The organism is Priestia filamentosa, from assembly GCF_900177535.1.
Taxonomy (GTDB): Bacteria; Bacillota; Bacilli; order Bacillales; family Bacillaceae_H; genus Bacillus_I; species Bacillus_I filamentosa.
In genome coordinates, this window is sequence record NZ_FXAJ01000006.1 from 173,668 (window position 1) to 188,659 (window position 14,992).

Sequence of the window (14,992 nt, forward strand, 5' to 3'; positions counted from 1 at the left end):
AGATTAGAAGTATACTTTTTATTTGTATACTTCTAATCTGTTTGTTTTTGTATTTTAGGGTTAATTAGCAACTTTTTAATGTCACTACCACTGTTACGCCTGTAAAGATTCCTCCACCAACATAACCGCATGCTGCTGAGCTTGCTGCTGCTGTTGCTGCTATTGCGCAAACTGGTGTTGTTTCAGCTTGAACGTCTCCGCTTCCTTGAATCATTTCCATTTCTTCTACTGTTAATTCTTCAAAACTTGGGCCTGCTGTATTCATATTTTTATTCATTTTAATTCTCCTCTTCTCTTTTTATTTTAATTAACAACTTTTTAGTGAGACTACAACTGTTACACCTGTAAAGATTCCTCCACCAACATAGCCGCATGCTGCTGAACTTGCTGCCGCTGTTGCTGCTATTGCACAAACTGGAGTTGTTTCAGCTTGAACGTCTCCGCTTCCTTGAATCATTTCCATTTCTTCTACTGTTAATTCCTCAAAACTTGGACCTGCTGTATTCATCTTTTTATTCATTTTAATTCTCCTCTTCTTTTTTATTTTTTAGTTTTTATATTTTAGTTCTCGTTAGCAACCTGCCGCTGAAACTAACGCTCCTACACCTAAACCAATTGTGAAACATACGGGAGTTGTTTCAGCTTGAACATCTCCGCTTCCTTGGATTGTTTCCATTTCTTTTACTGTTAACTCTTCAAAACTTGGACCCGCATATGAATTGTTTTTTTCCATTTCATTCACCTCGTTATTTTTTTAGAACGTGTCGTTCTATATCTAAACTATACAAGCATCTCCTTATTCTTTGTTTATTTAGTCATAAGACGTTAACTCTTGCTCTTAAACGATTATTCTCGAAATAAAAAAGACGTTTATGAATTCATAAACGTCCCCTTTTATCTATACCTATATATAGTTATTTATTTTTTACAAAAGAGTAGGATGTTTCCCAAGATTATTGAACCACTTAATTAAGAAAAAGCCCTTTCTCTTTATTTAGAAAAAGGACTCTAGTTTAGAATATATTTTTATTTTTCTGCTAAAAGCTTCTCAACGCTCACGATTTGAACGCAAAGGCAGAAGATTTCAATTGCTTTTGATAGCTCTTCAAGAGATGGGAATGTTGGAGCAAGACGAATATTGCGGTCTTTTGGATCTTTGCCATACGGATATGTTGCACCAGCTCCTGTTAATTTCACACCTGCTTCACCAGCTAGTTGAACAGTTTTCTTAGCGCATCCTTCTAATGTATTCAAGCTAATAAAATAACCACCATTAGGCTTTTTCCATGAAGCAATGCCTTTATCACCAAGTTCCTCACTTAACAGTTGGAGCACTCTATCAAACTTTGGTTTAATAATGCTTGCATGTTTCTCCATGTGTGCTTTTAGATTGTCTGTATTCTTAAAGAACTTTACATGACGAAGCTGATTAATTTTATCAGGACCAATTGTTTGAACAAACATTTGTGTGCGGAAGAAATCCAAGTTATTTTCACTTGCTGCCATCATAGCAACACCAGAACCTGGGAATGTCACTTTTGATGTTGAACTAAATATAATCACACGGTCAGGGTTTCCTGCTTCTTCACAAGCTGTGAAAATATTTTTAAGTTCATCTGGAGTATCTGTTAGATGATGAATTGCATATGCATTATCCCAGAAAAGTCTAAAGTCTCTTGCTTTTGTTTTCATGTTTGCAAGTCTTTCTACAACTTCATTTGAGTACGTAATACCATCAGGGTTACTATACTTTGGCACGCACCACATGCCTTTAATCGTTTCATCTTCTCCGACAAGCTTTTCAACTTGGTCCATGTCTGGTCCATCTTCTAGCATATCGATTACAATCATTTCGATATTGAATAGCTCACAAATAGCAAAATGACGGTCATATCCTGGACTTGGGCATAGGAATTTTACAGTCGGGAATTTAATCCACGGAACTTCACTTCCATATACGCCGTGAAACATTGCTCTTGAAACTGTATCATGCATCATTGTTAGACTTGAATTTCCACCAATGATCACATTTTTAGGATTCACTTCAAGAATGCTTGCAAAAAATTCTTTTGCCTCAGGAATTCCCTCAAGACCTCCGTAGTTACGTGTATCGACTCCATCTGCTGTTTTCAAGTTGCTATTAGATGTTACAGTATCAAGCATTTCCAAAGAAAGATCAAGCTGTTCAGTACAAGGCTTTCCTCTAGACATATCTAGATTTAGATTTTGGCTTTTGTACTCTTCATATTTTTCTTTCAATTCTGTTTGTAATGCTTCTAATTCAGAAACTGCTAAACTATTAAAGTTACTCAAGCTGATTGCCTCCTGTTTTGTGGTCTTCTATTAAGTTCACCTTTATACACTAATATACTATCAGATAATTTGCATTTTGTTTTATATAATCCTGTTTTTTTCAAGTAGAATACTTATATTTTTTCTCTATTTAGAATAATCCTCTACATTTAAGTTAATTATCCCCAAAATCACTCTTCTTCCCTACATACTGATTGAAGATCAAGAAAGGTTACTACTTTTTCAATTGGTGATACATGTTCAGTACTCAATGATTTTGCTAGACGACAATCTACACTTTTCATAGCTTGTTCTCCAATATACCGAGCAAAAGCTGCATTTTCAAAGTGGGAATTACGATTCTCATATTTTTGAATGTAATAAGAAAGCAGAAAGTTATAAGCACTCGCATCAATGGTATATCCTTTTTTATATAGCAATCTCTCACTAATCTCCATAAGCTCAAAAGGAGTATATTCTTGAAAGTGAAAATGCCTAGAAAAGAGACTATTCCAACGGGGATTTAGAAAGAAAAATTTCTTGATTTCTTCTTCAGATCCCGCAATAATCACAATAAATTTGCTTTCCTTATCTTTTAATTCTCTTAAAAGAACGTTAAGAGCTTCAAGTTCAATATTGTTTGGTGTTTCTTTATGTTCAAAGGAAGATATTTCGTCAATGAGAAGAATACCGCCCATTGCCTCATTCATTTTCTGCTTCATTTTTTCAGCTGTTGTATCAATAGATAAGCTGCCAAGCTCTTCTCTGCTCACTTTTACGATGTGGCCCTTTTCTAATACACCCATTGTTTTATAGAGGTTCCCAAGCAGCCCTGCTATCGTATTTTTTCCTGTCCCAGAATTTCCATAAAAAACAGTATGCTCAGCCTTTAATTTAGTGTCTGGCCCGAACTTCTGGATATAATGAATCATTCTTTTAATTTGTTCTTTTACATTATTCATACCAATTAAATTATCCAGCTCATTTAAAAACTTTTCAAATTTAAGAGATATTATCTCACTTTTCTCACCTATGATTTTTGTCTTGCTATCTTCTGAGATAATAATGTTATCCTTTTCGTTTGAATAAAGCCGACAATTCTCAATTGTTCCGCTTCCTTTCTCCGTTGCCCATATTCCCCAGTTTTTAGCATGATGAACATCACAGCTCCGAATAAGAGGATTTCCCTCACTCATAATCTTGACATTCTGATAACCGTTATGGTGAATCTGACAGTTTTCAATTAACCCTAAGCCGCCTTCTTTTACCCATACACCGTTCTGTTCAGCTTCATAAAGATGACAACCTTCGATAACAGGATTTGCTTTGTCTGCAATAGCAACATTTGAGAAACGATGACGGTAAATTTCACAATCTATGAAAATTCCGAGTCCACTTTCTGTTACCCATACTCCATGCTGCTTGCCTTCATAAATTCTGCAGTTTTTAAAAATAGGGTTTGCACCTTGAGCAGCACCTGCATTGGTATACATATGTCCATAAATATGACAGCCTTCAATAATTCCGAGCCCTCTTTCTTCAACCCATACTCCACTTTCCTTCCCATTATAAATATGGCAGCTTCTTATAACAGGATCTCCTTCTGTCACAATCTTTACATTTGCAAAGATATTATTGTAAATATAACTTTTTTCGATTACACCTCTCCCTTTCTCTTTGATCCATATACCGTTTTGAGCTCCATCGTATATGTGAGAAGCTCGTATAATAGGACTTCCTTCATGAGTAATACCAACGTTAGAATATGTATTACTATAAATTTTACAGTTTTCTATCGTCCCGTAACCTTTTAATGAGACCCATATACCGCTTTGCATACTTCTATAAATAGTACAGCCTTCAATAGATGGATCTCCTTCATGTGAAATGTCGATGTTAGAAGCTTTATTATTATAAATTTCACTATTTGAAAAAGATCCTTCTCCTTTTTTAGAGACCCACACGCCACAGCTTTCACCATCATAGATTTTGCAGCTCATTATCATTGGATTTCCGCTATTTGTCACGCCTACGTTTGGGTATTTATTGCGATAAATCTCACAGTCCTGCAATGTTCCTTTTCCACCCTCCGTTACCCAAACCCCATTTTGACTGCTTTCGTAAATATGACATTTCCGAACAATTGGATTCCCTTCGTGAACTATACAAACGTTTGAATAGGTGTTTCCGTATATGACACAGTCGTCAATAATTCCCTTTCCTCTTTCTGTAATCCATATACCACTTTCTTTTCCGTCATAGATTTTGCAGCTTTTTATTAAAGGATCTCCCTCACTCCCAATCCACACATTTGCAAAATCATTATGATAGATCTCACAGTCTTCGATAATGCCCGATGCTTTCTTATCTATTAAGAGTCCGTTTTCTTTATTCGCATAGATTTTTCCTCGAATGATAATGGGAGTTGCCTCTTCTGTAACAAACATGCCAATCCCTTGGACATCATGTATCAAACAGTTATTAATAATGGGCGCTGTATGCTTATTATAAATTCGTATACCTCCTCCAACGTCAGAACGCACAATACAATCTTTAATATGAATCGATCCTGTTGGAATTTCGATTGCATAATAGTCATTAAGATTATCGTATTTTCCTCTTTGATGGATTGTTAGCCCTTTAATAGTAGCAAGCTCTGTTTGTACAATAATCGGTGATTCATGCTCACTGTAAATCAACACTTCTTGTGGTGCTCCTTTTCCAATAATCTCTACATTTCGATCAATAATTAAACTCTCACGGTACATTCCAGGCTCTACTAAGATTTTCGCTCCATGTTCAGCATTTTTTAGTGCTTCTCCAATTGTTTTATATTTTGAAAATATCTTCTGTGAAACGGTTAACGTCTTCCTATTAAACATCTCTCACCATCCGTTCTTCTGCTCTGAATTTACTCACATTTTATCATGGTAAACAAATAACAAACACTTTTTAATTTCAAATAAGTTCCATTTTTTATCGTAAGGAAACCTAAAGAATTCTGCCTCCTATAATATTACATGTAACTTTTTGAGATAGTAAAAAGGGACTCTTTTTAAGAATCCCTTTTATACGAATATATGCTTTACATTTTTCTTCTATTACTTTTCAACAAAATGATAGCCCATATACTCGGGAACAACTTAGATGAATCTATTCAAGATAAATTAGTCTTAATGCTTTTAGGTAACTTACTTTATCTCACTCTGCTTCTTAGTTAGGAACTATAAAAAATTCGAATTAAAGAAAAAAACTCCATATGCTACTAAAAGCATAGGAGTTTTAAAAGACTATTAAACATAGAGACTGTTTTCGGGTTTCAGCCACTTACGGTCCGCTTGTTTATCTATTTCCCCATCTTTAAACACAAGCTTTCCTCTATTCATAGTCCCCACTACTTTACACGGGAACGTGTGACCTATATATAAGCTTTCTTTATGCTTAGCATAATAATTTTCTGCCGTAACAGTATATGATTCGTCTAATGTAACAAAAGCAAAATCTGCATCTGCTCCTTTGGCAATGTGCCCTTTTCGATCAGAGATTCCAAACCGTTCAGCAGGATTTGAAGCAGTCCACTTTGCTACTTTTTCAAATGGAATATTGTGCGCTAAAGAAAGCTCAATAGAAGCAAGAAGAGAAAACTGCCCACCACTAATTCCGCCCCATGCTTCAAAAAGGTTATGAACATTAGGATCTTTTAAGTCATATGGACACGGTGAATGATCAGATGAAATCATATCAAATTGATCATTCTTCAAAAGTTCGATAAGCTTTTGTCTTTCATGGTCTTCTCTTAAAGGCGGTGCACATTTTGCAACAGCTCCAAGCTCTCTTAAGTGTCCATGATGAAATAATAAATAGTGGGGACACGTTTCAACAGTAATGTTCATTCCTCTTTCTTTTGCTTCTTGGATCTTTTCCATTGCTTTTGCTGAACTAATATGAACAAAATGAAGAGGACAATTTGTAAGCTCTGCATAATAGATAGCGCGTTCCACTGCCTCGACTTCCGCTGCAATTGGGCGAGTTTCTAAATAGTCATCAGCACTATACTTTCCTTCGTTCTCTTTTTCTTTTTTCAACCAGTTTGTCATACTTGCACTCTCAGAATGGAGAGCAAGTACTTTTCCGAGGCGAGCAATCTGTTTCATTCCGTCTAGCAATGTAATATCATCAACGGCTTCAAACTCTTTGTTGCCTGTTGTAGAAAGAAAGGCTTTAAACCCAATTACACCTGATTCTGCAAGAGGCTTTAAATCTTCCTCATTTCCAGGAACAAGTCCACCCCACAGACCAAAATCTACAACAGACTTCTCATTTCCTATCCTCGCCTTTTCGTCTAATGCTTCTTTATTTACAGTAGAGGGAATACCATTTAAAGGCATATCAAAATAAGTTGTGCATCCCCCAGCAGCCATCATCATGGAACCTGTATGAAATCCTTCCCAATGCTCTCTTCCAGGCTCACTGAAATGTACATGAACATCAATCATCCCTGGAAAAACATATTGATGTTCTGCATCCCATTCCTGTTCTCCTTGATCTTGGAGATCTTTCTCAATTGCAGCAACTTTCCCGTCTTTAACCCCGATATCTGTCTTAACGACACCTGTTGGGAGAACAACGTTTCCATTTCGAATTACAACATCATACAAGCTCATAAAAGTCTCTCCTTCTCTAGCTTCTTATTTATTTTGCAAGTAACAAACCCACTCGTACATCATTTTTTAACGATGCTAATTCTGTCACCCGACATTCAACAACGTCTTTCTCATTAATAAGGACGGAGCCTGGTGTTCCTGTCAAAATTATATCGCCAGGATTAAGCGTCATAATACTTGAAAAAAACTCGAGGAGCCAAAGTGGGTCGTACATCATATTTGAGACTGTATTACTGTGCTTAACTTCTCCATTTAGCACTGTCTCTACTTTAATTTTATTAAGAGAAGAAAACTCATCTAAAGTCACAAAGGAACTCCCAATGCTACAAAATGTATCAAAGCTTTTAGAACGCTGTAGATAGCGAGGGTTTTTCCCATGAATATCTTTTGCTGTAACATCTAGTGCTGTTGTAAAACCCGCAATAAACTCCTTTGCATCTTCCTGTTTTACATTTTTACATTGTTTTCCTATTACAATGGCAAGCTCTCCTTCTGCTGTCACTTCCTTTGATTGAACAGGAAGTAAAATAGGTTGATTTGGACCAACAAGGGTAGAGCTTGGTTTTGTGAACATTACGGGCTCTTCTTCTGGAAGCTTACCAGAAAGCTCAATTGCTTTTTCTACATAGTTCATTCCGACACCTAAAACAGTACTAGGATTTTTACAAAGGGCGATTTCAACAGCTTCCTCTTTTATAGAAGGAAAAACGCTTAGCTTTTGTTTTCCTTCTGTTTTATACCATGTGCAAAGCTCGCTGAATTGTCCTTCTCTTAGTAAAGAGACGAAGTCTTCTTCGAAGCACATGCCTTCCATTTCATTAATAGTTTCAATAGAAATAAAACGATTATCATGAGTGAGGGCTATCGTTTCTTTTCCTTCTATACTTAAAGCAGCTAATTTCATACATTTTCACCTCTTTTACTTGTTATAAAGCTTTGGTCTATTTTTCTTAAAAAGCGCTGAGACCAGCGTAATAGTTTCAAGTCTTGATTTCTATTTGCAATAAGAGATAACCCAACAGGTATTCCATTCACTTCAACAACTGGAAGCGTCACTTGTGGAAGACGAGCTAAACCCGCAATACATGATAAGCTCATTGTTTTCGCTCTATACTTTTCAGCCGTTTCTCCTTGGAGATTAAGTAAAGGTGCTCCACCAGGGGCTGTTGGGATTACAAGTATTCCATCTTCTCCAAGCAAATGTGTAAGCTCGTTTGTTATTTTCTCCCTTAGCTTATAAGCGGCTTCATTCTGTTCTTTTTTCAACGTACTTGTCCAGTCGAATCGTTCAGAAATTCCTGATCCAAAGATTGGGTTTTCTTTCTTGATCCATTGCTCATGCTCTTTCCAAATTTCGATTCCTTGAATTGTTCTAAAGACACTTGACCACTCTGATAAACCTTCACGTGAAATCCTTTGCCACTTGCTATTTTCGCTTTCCTCTTCTAATAGTTTTAAGAAGGGAAGAAAAGCAGCTTTTGTTTCTCCCTCAAGAAGTTCCCATGCATCTTCTGCAAACTCAACGTTTATAAAATCTCCGTCTTCTTTAAATTGAGGAAGCAGAACACGCCCAATCTTAAGTAATAAATCAATGCTATTTGCCATCCACCCTACTGTGTCATAGCTTTTAGCAAGTGGAATAACCCCTTCTATCGGCACAGCTCCATGTGTTGGCCTAAACCCATAAATACCACAATAAGAAGACGGAATGCGGACCGAGCCTCCAGTGTCGGTTCCTAGAGAAAAATCAACTGTTTGACCCGCAACAGAAACAGCTGATCCACTTGAAGAACCTCCAGGAATGCGATCTGGAGCTTTCGGATTAATAGGTGTACCATAATGGAAATTCTCACCGTTTAAACTGTACATCAATTCATCGGTATGAGTGGTTCCATGCAGCTTTGCACCTTGATTAAGCAACATGTCAATTGCCACTGCATTTCTTTTAGATTCCTCATGTGTACGAAGCCATGTAGGATTTCCTGCACTGCTTTGATAATGTTGAATGGCAAAGACATCTTTCACAGAAAAAACCAAACCATCCAAGCTGCCTTTCCCTGTTGGGGCAATTGCTACATTCTGATTAAAAAAAGCATTCCATTGATCTTTTATCATAAGCTCCTCCTCATTTTCCTTTATATCTTCTCTCTTCTTCTACTGAAGCTCCTTTTTTTATATTCCGTTTTGAAAGTTTTATATTTTCTAATAAAAGAGATAGTAAAATTCCCATGAGTAAACCATTGCTAGCAAGCGGTCTTAAAATACTTGGCACTGTTTCAAAATAAGAAGCAGGAAACGTCATTAAACCTATACCAATAAACAAAGGAATGCTTAATCGATACACATTTTCCGGCGTAAATGTAATTGTAATAAAATAGTTAAAAGAAGAATGAAGCAACCGTAAATATGTCACAAGCAAAACGGCACTACCTACACTAAGGGGAAGCTTAGCCATCATATTTCCTACGTATGGAACAGCCCCCATCAAAGTAAAGAGTGCTCCTCCAATCAGAAAAGGAAGTCGTTCAACAATTTTTGTTTGCTGAAGGAACCCAATAGAAGAGACATATGGTGCGAACGGAACTAAGCCAAATAATCCAGAACAAATGCCTAACACGCCGCTAATTGTAAATGAGCCCCTATACTCTCCCTTTGTCGCCTCTTTTTTATAAATTTCATCGGTTCCTTTTAGAGCTCCGAATGTGTTGGATGTATTGATGAGACCTGCAATAACAGCTGTTAAAATAATGCCGATATCAAAACTAGGGGAACCAAGTGGAAAAAGTTTTATACTTACTCCTTCTGAAACCTCTACAGCCGCTTTCTCCCCAAACAAAAGATTAAACGAAATCCACCCAACAATAATGCCAATAAGTAAGGAATATTTAGCAAAGGAAGGGCGAGCCTTTATACTGAAGATAATCACAAAAGCAACAACAGCTACTGACAATAAAAGAACTGGTACATCGATATGTGCTTCTTCATCACCTTTGCCAAATGGAATACCTAGCATTCCTTGAAGGAACATTGTATTGAGGCGGCAAGCTAATAAAAACAAAAAAACAGCCATAACACCATTGTTAAATAAACGGGATAAATAACCTGATAGGCCGCTCACCCCAATAACAATTGTAATAATTCCTGAAATGATGATTCCAACACTTAAACTTCCTCCAATAGTTGCTAGAGACATACCGCTCTCAGCAGCTCCATAACAAAGACTTAAAATAACTCCCCACCATAACCCTGATTGCCCTTCCATAATCGAACGCTTATGGCCTAAGAAAGCTTGTAAAACACAAGCTAGACCCGTAAACAAAAAGGAACATTGAACTAATGAAACAAGCGTTTCATGGGAAAGTTGAAAAGCTGCTCCAACTGTAATCGGAATAACAACTGTGTTGGTAAAAATAAAAAAGAGCCATTGCAAACCTGCAAGCCACCCTTTTATACTAAGAAACTCTCTCATAAATTCACCTTCTATATGTGTAAGGAATGGGATCTATTTATCTACTTTTCTCTTTATCTGTATCGGCTACAGTGCGCAAAAAGATTCCGGAGCCTCCGGAATCTTTTTCTAAAAATCACATCAGCATCTTCTTTACTTTATTACTGTGCTCTCTTTTCCATTCTCTTTTTCTTGAAGGCTACCTGCTTCATACACATCTAGCGCTGCTTGAAGTCCTCTGCCAACTTGAATTTTTGCTCCATTACGAATAAGGGATGCTTCGAGAGCTGATAAAACAAATAAAATATTTTCTTTGCGGCAGCTGTAGCCCATCGCTCCAATTCTCCAAATCTTGCCGTGTAGCGGTCCAAACGAACTAGCAATTTCAATTCCGAATTGTTCAAGAAGCATTGTTCTAACTTTTTCTCCATCAACACCTTCTGGGATATCTACGCATGTTACCATCGGTAATTTTTGAGGTCCTTCATTAAATAACGTTAAGCCCATTGCTTTAATTCCTTCAATAAGTGCTCTCTCATGAAAACGGTGACGTGAGAACCTTTCTTTTAAGCCCTCTTGAAGAACAATGCGCACTCCCTCACGCAAAGCATATAGCATCGATGTTGCTTCTGTATGATGATTAAGACGACGTGGTCCCCAGTAGTCTTGAAGCTGGCTTAAGTCAAAATAATTGCTCCGAATCGGATGCTGAACGTTAACGCGATCCTGATCTGTTGCAACACCTTTTTCAACCTTTTTACGACGAGCAAGAATTTCTTCAACTCGCTCATTGTAAGTAATAGGAGCCATTCCAGACGGTACAGAAAGACACTTTTGAGTTCCGCCAATAACAGCATCAAGTTGCCACTCATCAACTTTAACTTCTGTTCCACCAATTGTTGCAACAGCATCTACAATTGTTAACACGCCAAGCTCTCGACAAGCAGGACCAACTTTATCTAACGGCTGCATACATCCTGTTGACGTTTCACCATGAACAACAGCAAGTACTTTTGGTTTCACTCGTTTTACTTCATTAATGATCTCTTCTTGATCAAATACTGTGCCCCACTCACATTCCATCAAATGAATGTCTGCTCCGTTGCGCTCAGCAATTTCTGTTAAAAGATGACCAAATCTACCAAAAATAGGAATTAAAACTTTATCACCGGGCTCTAAAACACTGCATAACACAGCTTCCAGACCTGATCTGGATGTTCCATCAATTGGAAATGCCCACTTATTTTTCGTTTGGAATACTCCTCGAAGCATTTCCATTGTTTCGTTCATCATCGTTGTAAATGCAGGATCAAATTGCCCAAGGATTGGGTTGCTCATTGCACGTAGAACTCTTGGATCAACTTCTACAGGACCTGGTGTCATAATTGTTCGTAAAGGTGAATTTATTTCTTGGAAACTTACCATCCTTTTTCCTCCTTAATAAGCTAACTTGTGCAATATTTTAATTAAAAGATTTATTCCCTTTTCTAAATCTTCTGTTTTAGTAAATTCGTGCGGTGAATGACTTATTCCTTTATGACTTGGAACGAACAAAAGCGAGGTAGGGATGAATTGTCCGAAAACCTGCGAATCATGTCCAGCTCCACTAGTCATTTCTTTAAATGAAGTGCCTTCTGTTTGAAGGATTGTTGTTGAAAGTTCGTTAAGGTTTTCACACATTTTAATAGGATGCTCATCCATCCACTTGTGAATGTCTAATGATGTGCCCCTTTCTCTCGCTAGACCTTCAAAGCTTTCAAATGCCTCCTGACAGAATGATTGAATAATATCACTGTCACTATGACGAATATCAATACTGAATGTTACCTTATTTGGGATAACATTTGGTATATTTGGCTCAACAATCATTTGACCCACTGTTACAACAAGATCAGCAGGCATTCTTTTCGACTTCTCCATTAGTACTTGAATAAGTGCTGAAGCCGTGTTCATTGCATCCTTTCGCCACTTCATTGGGGTTGTTCCAGCATGGTTACTTTCACCGTTGACCGTTACATTGTATCGGCGCTGTCCAACAATATGAGACACAACGCCAATGGATTTGTTTTCTCGTTCCAGCACTTCCCCTTGCTCAATATGCAATTCGATAAAACAATCGAAATGAGCACTTCCTGGAAGCTGATACTTTCCCTTCCCAAATCCTGACTTTTCCATTGCTTCTATAAATGAAGTACCTTCTTGATCTTTTAATACATAAACGTCATCAAGTGATCTTAGTCCTGTAATACTTCCTGACCCCCAGTAGGTCATTGGAAATCGACTTCCTTCTTCCTCACATAGTGAAACAACTTCAATTGTTTTTTTGGGACGACCGTAATGCTCAGATAAATATTTGAGCGCAAGAAATCCTGCAATAATTCCGTATGCTCCGTCATATTTCCCTCCATTTACGACCGTATCAATATGAGAGCCTGTAAGAATTGCACGACCTTCTTTTTCGCTACCTTCTAACCTTCCAAAGAGGTTTCCAGCATCATCATAGTAAGCATGTAAAGAAGCCTCCTCCATTCGTGCTTTGAGCGCCTCTTGAGCAAGTTTCCAACTCTCAGAATAAAGAAGTCGTGTCACTCCACCGCTTTCACTTCCTCCAAATGAAGCTAACCATTCCACCATCTCAGCTGTTTGCTGTGCTAGTGTGAGCTTTTTCTTTTCCTCCATTACCAAGCATATCCCTCCTCTCTCACAAAAAGTCTTGCTTATATTCCATTCGTTACTTTTCCTAACATTGTTTGTAATATATATTGATTTTAAAATAGATACCTGCTAAAATCATTGACATAATTGTAGAATATTCAGTCATTTCTTTATGCATATTAACCAAAACCTTATCTTTCTTGTCCTAAACTTTTAAATATCCTACAAAAGGAGAACTGAGTTTTATGAAATTAAGCGAATTATTAGATTTATCAGTATTTAAAGGCACAATTATACGAGCTGGAGAGAAGAATATAGATTATGAGGTAAACACTGTTAACATGATGGATGCCCCTGATATTATCCATTTTCTCAAAAAAGATGAACTTCTTATTACAACTGCTTTTCATTTTAAGGATGACCTTCACTCTCTTATTACACTTATTGAAGAGATGAAAAAGAAAGGTTGCTCAGGCTTAGGAATTAAAACAAAGCGTTTCTTACAAGAAATCCCACTGCAAGCCATTGAATTAGCTCAACAGCTCAATTTTCCGCTTTTAGAACTTCCTATGCATACTTCACTAGGGGATATTGTTCATAAGTCTCTAAATTATATACTCGACATTCGTACAACTGAACTTCGAAATGCAATGATGACGCACCAGCAGTTTACAAATCAAATTATGAATGGACAAAACGTACATAAAATTTTACAAAGTTTATCATCACTCATTCATTTTCAAGTTGTTTTACTAAATCACCATTTACAACCTATTACAAATTCAAGCCATGATTATTCTATCTATGAAAAATTAGAAACTATTTTAGTTGAGAACGATATTTTTCAACAAACGCCTTTCACTTTTTCACTTCTTAGTCCAGATAAAATTACGCTAACTCTTTTCCCTGTCCATACACACAAGCAGTACAGCTACTTATGTGTTTTTGGGGAGATCCATCCAACAGATCGTTCTACTGTTCTTACAATTGAACAAGCTATTAATGTTATAGCTTTTGAGCTAATGAAAGAAAATGCCTTAAAACAAAACGAACGCCGCCTTCACAACGAGTTTTTTAACAATTTTATTAATGGAAGCTTTACAACATCACAAGAAATCCTTAGCCGAGGAAAAGAATTTGGATTAGAAAATGAGCAACGCTATGTTTGTGCGGTAGGAAAAACAATTGAACGTCATAAAGAAACTTCATTTTCACAACACAGACAAGATTATGAGCTTATTTACGACACAATCGAAGCTGAATTACAGCGCTTTTCTCAGACCGTTCATTTTTTCACAGTAAATAGAGCTTATGTTTTACTTTTTCCTTTAAAGAGCAAACAGGTTCAGATGGATCAGTTTATTCTCGATTTGCTGAGAAAGCTTCAAGTTAAGGTCTCAAGCCGTTTCAAAAAAGACCTTTGTTTTGGCCTTAGCAACTATGCTCAACAGCTATTACATGTTCCTATTTCTTACAAAGAAGCAAATGACACACTATATTATGGACAGCTATCAGGACAAGAAGGCTTTATTGAGACATATCAACCGAAAGAAGTTCCTGAAATTTTACGCATGGTTCCATACGAGCAATTAAAAAAATTCTACAGTGATACATTTCAGCCTTTTTTTGATGGAGCAAAAAAAGATCATGACGTCTTACTCCACACCCTTTCTGTTTATTTGGAAACTCATTGTCAACTTTCTGAAACAGCAAAGCGTTTATATGTACACAGAAATACTGTAATTTATCGCCTTGAAAAATGTGAAGATCTTATAGGAAGAAGTTTGAAGGAACCTGACGAAACACTCCGTTTGCGTCTCGCCTTTCGAATTAAAGCATTGATTCAAGGTCAAGGAGAAAGCATTCATGTATAGACACTATAATATATACAGCCAAACATTCTAGTAAGAGGTGTTTGGCTTTTTCACGCTTT

At 36.9% G+C, this 14,992-nt stretch carries 12 protein-coding genes; 1 reads left to right on the top strand and 11 read right to left on the bottom strand.

Features of this window, described 5'->3' with window-relative positions; genetic code table 11:
- Positions 1-64: 64 nt before the first annotated feature.
- The 11 genes from B9N79_RS20100 to allC all read right to left on the bottom strand — a co-directional run bounded on the left by B9N79_RS20100 (position 65) and on the right by allC (position 13,083).
- The gene (locus B9N79_RS20100) at positions 65-265 is read right to left on the bottom strand and encodes a lichenicidin A2 family type 2 lantibiotic (RefSeq protein ID WP_094041300.1); all 201 of its coding nucleotides are present in this window, start codon (positions 263-265) and stop codon (positions 65-67) included.
- A gap of 42 nt (positions 266-307) precedes the next feature.
- Positions 308-508, bottom strand: coding sequence for a lichenicidin A2 family type 2 lantibiotic (locus B9N79_RS20105; protein ID WP_094041302.1), 201 nt, complete (start codon positions 506-508; stop codon positions 308-310).
- A gap of 63 nt (positions 509-571) precedes the next feature.
- The gene (locus B9N79_RS20110; protein ID WP_040060799.1) at positions 572-733 is read right to left on the bottom strand and encodes a mersacidin family lantibiotic; all 162 of its coding nucleotides are present in this window, start codon (positions 731-733) and stop codon (positions 572-574) included.
- Between the two features lie 293 nt (positions 734-1,026).
- Positions 1,027-2,313 carry an aspartate aminotransferase type Ic gene (locus tag B9N79_RS20115; RefSeq protein WP_040060801.1) on the bottom strand — a complete coding sequence of 429 codons (1,287 nt, stop codon included), beginning with the start codon at positions 2,311-2,313 and terminating at the stop codon, positions 1,027-1,029.
- A 170-nt stretch (positions 2,314-2,483) separates the two neighbouring features.
- A complete protein-coding gene (locus B9N79_RS20120) occupies positions 2,484-5,174 on the bottom strand; it encodes a right-handed parallel beta-helix repeat-containing protein (RefSeq protein ID WP_046218093.1) in 2,691 nt (896 codons plus the stop codon).
- Positions 5,175-5,585: 411 nt separating this feature from the next.
- A complete protein-coding gene (locus tag B9N79_RS20125) occupies positions 5,586-6,956 on the bottom strand; it encodes an allantoinase (protein ID WP_040060804.1) in 1,371 nt (456 codons plus the stop codon).
- Between the two features lie 28 nt (positions 6,957-6,984).
- Positions 6,985-7,860 carry a fumarylacetoacetate hydrolase family protein gene (locus tag B9N79_RS20130; protein ID WP_046218091.1) on the bottom strand — a complete coding sequence of 292 codons (876 nt, stop codon included), beginning with the start codon at positions 7,858-7,860 and terminating at the stop codon, positions 6,985-6,987.
- Positions 7,857-9,071 carry an amidase gene (locus tag B9N79_RS20135; RefSeq protein WP_046218090.1) on the bottom strand — a complete coding sequence of 405 codons (1,215 nt, stop codon included), beginning with the start codon at positions 9,069-9,071 and terminating at the stop codon, positions 7,857-7,859. Before B9N79_RS20135 ends, B9N79_RS20130 begins: the two co-directional genes overlap by 4 nt.
- A gap of 10 nt (positions 9,072-9,081) precedes the next feature.
- A complete protein-coding gene (locus B9N79_RS20140; protein ID WP_040060810.1) occupies positions 9,082-10,425 on the bottom strand; it encodes a uracil/xanthine transporter in 1,344 nt (447 codons plus the stop codon).
- 132 nt (positions 10,426-10,557) lie between these two features.
- On the bottom strand, positions 10,558-11,829 hold the full coding sequence (locus B9N79_RS20145) for a pyridoxal-phosphate-dependent aminotransferase family protein (RefSeq protein ID WP_040060812.1): 1,272 nt from the start codon (positions 11,827-11,829) through the stop codon (positions 10,558-10,560).
- A 12-nt stretch (positions 11,830-11,841) separates the two neighbouring features.
- The gene (allC, locus tag B9N79_RS20150; protein ID WP_040060894.1) at positions 11,842-13,083 is read right to left on the bottom strand and encodes an allantoate deiminase; all 1,242 of its coding nucleotides are present in this window, start codon (positions 13,081-13,083) and stop codon (positions 11,842-11,844) included.
- Positions 13,084-13,304: 221 nt separating this feature from the next.
- On the opposite strand from allC, the gene B9N79_RS20155 reads away from it, so the two are divergent.
- Positions 13,305-14,933, top strand: coding sequence for a PucR family transcriptional regulator (locus B9N79_RS20155; protein ID WP_046218089.1), 1,629 nt, complete (start codon positions 13,305-13,307; stop codon positions 14,931-14,933).
- The last annotated feature ends 59 nt before the right edge of the window (positions 14,934-14,992 follow it).

Excerpts from the sequence above, each read along its gene's own strand:
- B9N79_RS20100 (WP_094041300.1), bottom strand. The coding sequence starts at position 265 with ATGAATACAGCAGGCCCAAGTTTTGAAGAATTAACAGTAGAAGAAATG.
- B9N79_RS20105 (WP_094041302.1), bottom strand. The coding sequence starts at position 508 with ATGAATACAGCAGGTCCAAGTTTTGAGGAATTAACAGTAGAAGAAATG.
- B9N79_RS20110 (WP_040060799.1), bottom strand. The coding sequence starts at position 733 with ATGGAAAAAAACAATTCATATGCGGGTCCAAGTTTTGAAGAGTTAACA.
- B9N79_RS20120 (WP_046218093.1), bottom strand. The coding sequence starts at position 5,174 with ATGTTTAATAGGAAGACGTTAACCGTTTCACAGAAGATATTTTCAAAA.
- B9N79_RS20125 (WP_040060804.1), bottom strand. The coding sequence starts at position 6,956 with ATGAGCTTGTATGATGTTGTAATTCGAAATGGAAACGTTGTTCTCCCA.
- B9N79_RS20130 (WP_046218091.1), bottom strand. The coding sequence starts at position 7,860 with ATGAAATTAGCTGCTTTAAGTATAGAAGGAAAAGAAACGATAGCCCTC.
- B9N79_RS20135 (WP_046218090.1), bottom strand. The coding sequence starts at position 9,071 with ATGATAAAAGATCAATGGAATGCTTTTTTTAATCAGAATGTAGCAATT.
- B9N79_RS20140 (WP_040060810.1), bottom strand. The coding sequence starts at position 10,425 with ATGAGAGAGTTTCTTAGTATAAAAGGGTGGCTTGCAGGTTTGCAATGG.
- B9N79_RS20145 (WP_040060812.1), bottom strand. The coding sequence starts at position 11,829 with ATGGTAAGTTTCCAAGAAATAAATTCACCTTTACGAACAATTATGACA.
- allC (WP_040060894.1), bottom strand. The coding sequence starts at position 13,083 with ATGGAGGAAAAGAAAAAGCTCACACTAGCACAGCAAACAGCTGAGATG.
- B9N79_RS20155 (WP_046218089.1), top strand. The coding sequence starts at position 13,305 with ATGAAATTAAGCGAATTATTAGATTTATCAGTATTTAAAGGCACAATT.